This window comes from Candidatus Proelusimicrobium excrementi (assembly GCF_937881865.1).
GTDB lineage: Bacteria > Elusimicrobiota > Elusimicrobia > Elusimicrobiales > Elusimicrobiaceae > Proelusimicrobium > Proelusimicrobium excrementi.
Window position 1 is genome coordinate 1 of sequence record NZ_CALGEO010000005.1, and the last position, 6,073, is coordinate 6,073.

Here is a 6,073-nt window from a genome sequence, read left to right on the forward strand (position 1 = left end):
TGCGTTATAGACGATCATCTTATGGAGATGACGCATATTATCCGCGGCGACGACCATATTTCCAACACGCCCGCCCAAATACAGATGTACAGGGCTTTGGGCTGGAAAGAACCGATATTCGCGCATCTTTCAATGATACACGGCCCAGACGGCACCAAACTTTCCAAACGCCACGGGGACACAAGCGTAATGGAGTATAAAAAACAAGGCTTTTTGCCCGAAGCGATGATAAATTATCTCGCGCTTCTCGGCTGGAGCACGCCCGATTCCCAGCAGCTTTTCGCTCCCGGCGAGCTTGAACGGAAGTTTGACATTAAAGGCTGTCAAAAAAGCCCCGCCGTTTTCGACACCGTAAAACTTATGTGGATGAACGGCGATTATATAAGGCAGCTTACGCCCAAGGAACTTTTAAAAAGGGCGAAACCTTTTATAGAAGAAGCCGGCGTAGCCAAAGGCGTAGACGAGGAGAGATTGGAACAAATCGTCGCCTTGGAACAGGAAAAATATAAAACCTTAAGGGAAATACCTGGGCTTATAAGCTTCTTCTTTACCGACGAGGTAAAATTTGACGAAGAAGCCGTAAACAAAGTTTTCAAAGCGGAAATGGCCAAGAAAGCTCTTGAGCTTATGATAGAAAAGTACGGAGCTCTTGAGGACTTTACGGAACATTCTTTGGAACAAACCGCCCGCGCCGCAGCTAAAGAAGCCGGGCTTAAAGCGGGGCAGATTTTCCACCCAGTCAGGGTTGCCGTATCAGGCCGCACAAACGGCCCCACATTATTTAAAATGCTTGAATATATGGGGAAAGATATGGTATTAAAGAGAATGAGGGCCGCTTTGGCGTATTGCTAAAACGATATTAAGGGGAAGAAATGAAATATTGGTACTTTAAAGGGGCGGACGTTGCCGGTCCGCTTTCCGTGGCGGAGATAGTTAAAGACGAAAATTTTTCGGCGGATACTTTTGTCTGTCCGGAACCCGAAAGCGCCGATAGCGAAGCCTGGAAGCCCGCCGATCAATATATGCAGGATTTCGGCTATTTTCTTGACCCCGCAAATTACCCCAATCCTCCCGCGCCGGAAGAACCCGAAGCAAAAGAAGCCCCCGTTCAAAATGAGGCGGCGAAAGTTTCTCCGGCGTCGGAAGACGCTCCCTTAGCAAATGCGGAAGCGGAAGGCGCGGCTAAGCCGATTGTCGAAGAGCAGGTTTTAAAACCGGCTGAGGAAAAAGCAAACAGTTCGGCCGATTTTGAGCCCGCCCCCGTTATCGAGCCGGCAAAGCCGGAGCAAATCGTTGAGCCGGAACATGAGGAGCTTCCTTCGGGCGAGCCGTCGTTGGCGAGGGCCGAGGGCCCTATGCCGACGGAATACAATATTTACTCGGATAGAGTAAACCCTAATGATTTGCCCGCGGAAGATGATATCCCGCCGGAAGAAACTATCCATGCGCGTTCGCCTTTAAACGCGTCAATGGACAATAATCTTCTTGACGAAATTCCCGCTTCGGCGGTGCTTTCTTCCGAGGAAGAAGCCGCAATAGAGGAAGTTCTTGCGGAACCTTCCGATAAAGAAAAGGGCGAAGAAGACGAAATAGTTTTTAACGAAGCCGCCTATTTTCATGCGGAGGAAAATTCCTCCCCCAAACAGGTGTTTGAGGCCGAAAAGCCGGAAGATACCGCGCCCGTCTTAGTACCCGCGCGGGAAGAAAAAGCGGAGGAACGGGCGGAGTCTCCTTTTGAAAACGGCAAAAATCCCGGCAGGCAAATGCTTGAAGAAGCCCGTATGCAGGCCTCTCTTATTGAGCCGGAGGAAAAGGAAGAAGAAGATATTTTCCCTCCCGAAAAGCAGGAAGAGCCGGAAGAATCTTTGGATACTTTTACGGCTTCCACCCCGGTAATGCGTATAGAACCGGAGCAGGAACCGGCCCTAAAACGGGAAGAACCCCCTTTGCCGGAAGAAAAAGCCGAACCTCACGCCGAAGAAGCACACGGGGAAGGCAAAGAACTTCCTTCCGGGAAAGAATCTCCGCAGGAAAAGAAACCGGCGGAAAAAACCGAGCCAAAAGAATCAACCGAAGATAGTTCCTCCGACGAAGACGAAATTAAACCTATTTTTGATTCTTCCGAGCCTTTAATTTCCAGGGAAGAAGCCATACTTTCCGTAGACGATGAAAAAGAATACGGCGATCATCATACCACCAATCACGGCATATTAAGTGGCAGCCATGAGGCTGATGCGGCCCTTCTTTCCGTGCAGGAATCGGTAAACAGCCAATTTGTAAAAGCGGCTCCTACGACTACCGGGAACATTATAAGTTCTTCCGACGGAAGAGTTCAAAATCCCAAGAACAAAAGAAACGATTTGATATATGTTATGGTAATGTTCATGTTTGTTCTTATCGTGGTGGCTTTGATGATGATGTTTACCTCGGAAAAGAACAAAGAATCTGGAGAAAAGCAGACCCGCCCTTCCGAGCAGACCGTTTCCACATCCGCTTTGGCTATGGACGAGCCTGTGGCCCGTTCCATAATACAAGGCATTGACGAAGGTATGCCTTCGCCGGAAGCTCAGCCAGAGCGTGAAACGGGGAAAACACAGCTTCCCGCGGCCGTAAAAGAAGCCGCCGACGACGTTAAAACGCAGGATCCCGCCCGCTATTGCGAAAGTCTTGTAAAGAATTACCGTTTATCCGGCGGGGAAACCATAGCTCAGCGTTTCGGCAGGCTTTACGGCGATTCGTATCAAACGAAGTGGGACTGCCGCCCTCTTTACGGGGATAGATATGTAGGGGAATTTTTTGCTTCTAAAGTTCGTTCTGAGCCTATAAGATATATGTTTTCCGTAGACGTAAAAAGCGGGAATATAAACGGCATGAACAATGCCGCGATAGAACTGCTTATAGAAGAGTAATTTATTTTTAAGGGAGCCTTTATGACTAATGCGATGGGTAAAGATTTATTGACTTTGGACGTTTTATTTCAGCTGATGAAAAGCAAAAACGCTTCGGATTTGCATTTGACCGTCGGCGTTCCGCCTATTTTGCGTATCGACGGAAAATTGTTTCAAACCCCGTATAACGCTTTAACTTCCGAACGTATCCAAACCCTTATTTACGCCGTAATGAGCGAAGATCAAAAAGAACGTTTTGAATCTACTAATGAATTGGATTTCGCCATAACTTTAAAAACTTTCGGCCGTATGAGGGTAAACCTTTACAGACAGCGTGGCAATATCGGCGTGGCGGTAAGGTCCATTCCTTTTGAATTTAAAACCTTCCGCCAGCTCGGCCTGCCTGCGGCGGTAGACTCTTTGGTGCATATGACAAAGGGCCTTGTTTTGGTAACCGGGCCGACTGGATCGGGCAAATCAACCACTTTGGCCAGTATAATCAATTTTATTAACGAACATTACGGCTATCATATTATGACGGTGGAAGACCCTATCGAGTTTATCCACGAGCATAAAAGGAGTATCGTAAACCAGCGCGAAGTCGGCCAGGATACCAAGGACTTCGCCACGGCGTTAAGATATGTTTTAAGGCAGGACCCGGACGTAATATTAATCGGCGAAATGCGCGATTTGGAAACCACTCAGCAGGCATTAAACGCGGCTGAAACGGGGCACTTGGTCTTCGGCACTTTGCACACCAGCGACGCCATGCAAACAATAAACCGCATTTTGGATATGTTCCCGCCGAACCAGCAGGAACAGGCCAGAACGCAGCTCTCTTTCGTTTTGGAAGGCGTAATATCACAGCAGCTTTTGCAATCAGCCGACGGCAAAGGCCGTATACTTGCGCCGGAAGTTTTGCTTGCCACCCCGGCTGTTCGCGCGCTTATCAGAGATAAAAAAATTGAACAGCTGGTTCACACAATGCAAACCAGCCAGCAGCAGGGCATGAAGACGATGAACCAGTCTTTGGGCGATTTGTATTTGGCCAATAAAATCACTTATCAAGAGGCCGTGTTCCACTCCGGCGACGTTAACGATCTTAAAGCCTACTTGGAACAGCGCATGAAGCGTTAATCAAAAGTTTGTTTTAAAAATAACCGTCCTTTTGAGAGGGCGGTTATTTTTTTATGCTAGAATATAATAAATATCCATGACGGAGGACATTATGCGCCCTGTATCTTTTTACGAAGAACTTTTAGATTCCAACCAACCTTTAAAAGTGCTTGAAGATTTGGCTTCTTATAAAGGCAAAGACGCCAAAATTTATTTTGTCCTGGCGGAAGCCAGGCGTATGCTCGGCCATTTTGAAAAGGCTATAGAACTTTACTCGAAAGCGGCTTCTTACAACAAATTGCCCGCGGGCGCCGCGCCGGAAGAAGCCGAGGAATTTCTGCTTTTTAAGCTTGATTTAAGCCTTGCCATGGCGAAATGTTACAGAACTTTGGGCATAGCCCAAACTGCGTATGATGTGGCTTCCGAAGCTTTTGATATGGCAGAAAAACAACAATTTTTAGATTATGCCATGACGGCCCTTCAGGAAATGGGTATGGCTTTAAGAGCTTTGGGCAAACTGGAAGAAGCATCCTCTTTGTTAAACGAAGTCCTAAGCTATTACGAGAGCGAAAAGGACCTTCCCGGGCAAGCTTTTATTTACTGGGCCTTGGGCGGCATATGCAGGCTTCAGGGCCGTTTTAAAGAGGGAGTAAACTATTTTAAACTTTCAATAAAACTGGCACGCCGCGCCAAAGATGAAATCTCCGAAGCTTACGGTTATTGCGGCTTGGCGGGCATAAGCAGAATTGCCGGGGATATTAAAGGCTGCGTGGATAATTACGTTAAGGCCGAAAAGATTTTTAAGAATACTGATGATATCTTCGGCAAAGCTTATACAAACTGCGGTATGGCCAACGGGCTTAGGCAGCTTGGCAAATATGATGAAGCTTTAAAACGCTACAAACGTGCGGACGCGCTTTATACCGCCATAAACGATACCGTTGATTTGGGCTTTGTTAAATGGGGCAAGGCCGACGCTTTAAAACGCAAAAACAAACTTGCCGAGGCTTTGTCCGAACTTAAGGAAGCGAAAGAACTTTTCGCCTCTTCCGATGAAATCCGCGGCCAGCTTCTTACAGAATTTTCTTTGGCCCAGCTTATTTACGCATTGGGCGACGCGAAATCCAGCCGGATCGTATTGGTACCCAGCTTCAACCGATCCTTCACATCGTATACAAAGGTTCTGTGCATATTTTTTACGCTATCGAGCTTTTCGCCGTTTAGGAAAATATCGCAGATGGTGTCCAAGCCCTCAAAAACCAACTCCATAAAGCTATGCTTCTCAGCCACCTGAAATGTGGCATAAAAGCTGCAGGGATCCTCGCAAAGTGCAGTGGCCTTGTGCTCATTCAGACCATAAAAGGGATCTTCCATCAGCTTATTATCCAGTAAAACACCGTACAAAGAGCAAGGGGCATCACAGGGGATGTCCCGATGCTCTTTATAAGTCATTTTCCATTGTTTGATCTCTAAATGGGTCATCTTTCATACCTCTCTCCCATTTTCTTTGGGGTATTCAAGCCATTGGCACTACGATCCGGTTCGGCACTTCCCGCAAAGATACATTATTTTGCACTGCGTAGGCCGCCGCTTTGCCTGCAGCTTCACCCATAGCGCAGCAATTTCCCGTCACACGGTAAGAAGCCATGGCAATGTGGCTGCCGGAAATACACCGTCCCGCCACCAGCACATTGTGAAGTCCTTTAGGCAGCATAGCCCGATAAGGAATCTGATAGGGCTTTACATCCCGATTATGCTGCTCGGTGCTGTTGGGAACGTGGATATCCACATTAAAGGTGGCAGTACACACCCCATCCGGGAACTGCGTGCCGTTTAGCAGATCATCCTCTGTTATGTAGTACTCCCCGATCACCCGCCGGGATTCCCGCACACCCAACTGGGCAGCCGATGCGATCAAACTCAGATCCTTAAAATCCTCGTCAAAGCCTTTGAGTGCTTCAAATACATCGATCATTTGGCGGCGGCCCTCAATGACCGCCAGAGTGCGCTTTTTGGCATCCAGTGCCACACTGCCATCCATATGGGTCAGCTGTACAGTTGCATAGTCA

Annotated in this window: 5 protein-coding genes and 1 pseudogene; 4 read left to right on the forward strand and 2 right to left on the reverse strand. The window is 47.8% G+C overall.

The window, feature by feature from the left end; translation table 11 throughout:
• The 4 genes and pseudogenes from gltX to ACQY26_RS00095 form a co-directional block, all read left to right on the forward strand.
• The coding region (gene gltX / locus ACQY26_RS00080; RefSeq protein ID WP_428047046.1) for a glutamate--tRNA ligase at window positions 1–852 on the forward strand (852 nt) is incomplete at its 5' end.
• 20 nt (window positions 853–872) lie between these two features.
• On the forward strand, window positions 873–2,909 hold the full coding sequence (locus ACQY26_RS00085) for a hypothetical protein (RefSeq protein ID WP_428047047.1): 2,037 nt from the start codon (window positions 873–875) through the stop codon (window positions 2,907–2,909).
• A 21-nt stretch (window positions 2,910–2,930) separates the two neighbouring features.
• Window positions 2,931–4,025, forward strand: coding sequence for a type IV pilus twitching motility protein PilT (locus ACQY26_RS00090; protein ID WP_428047049.1), 1,095 nt, complete (start codon window positions 2,931–2,933; stop codon window positions 4,023–4,025).
• Window positions 4,026–4,473: 448 nt separating this feature from the next.
• Window positions 4,474–4,677 (forward strand): annotated as a pseudogene (locus tag ACQY26_RS00095) (tetratricopeptide repeat protein); the annotation flags it as partial.
• 428 nt (window positions 4,678–5,105) lie between these two features.
• Here the strand turns inward: ACQY26_RS00095 and ACQY26_RS00100 are convergent.
• Both ACQY26_RS00100 and ACQY26_RS00105 read right to left on the reverse strand, forming a co-directional pair.
• On the reverse strand, window positions 5,106–5,486 hold the full coding sequence (locus tag ACQY26_RS00100) for a glycosyl hydrolase 2 galactose-binding domain-containing protein (protein WP_428047050.1): 381 nt from the start codon (window positions 5,484–5,486) through the stop codon (window positions 5,106–5,108).
• A 34-nt stretch (window positions 5,487–5,520) separates the two neighbouring features.
• Window positions 5,521–6,073 (reverse strand): FAD-dependent oxidoreductase (locus tag ACQY26_RS00105; protein WP_428047051.1); only part of this gene is annotated, 553 nt, incomplete at its 5' end.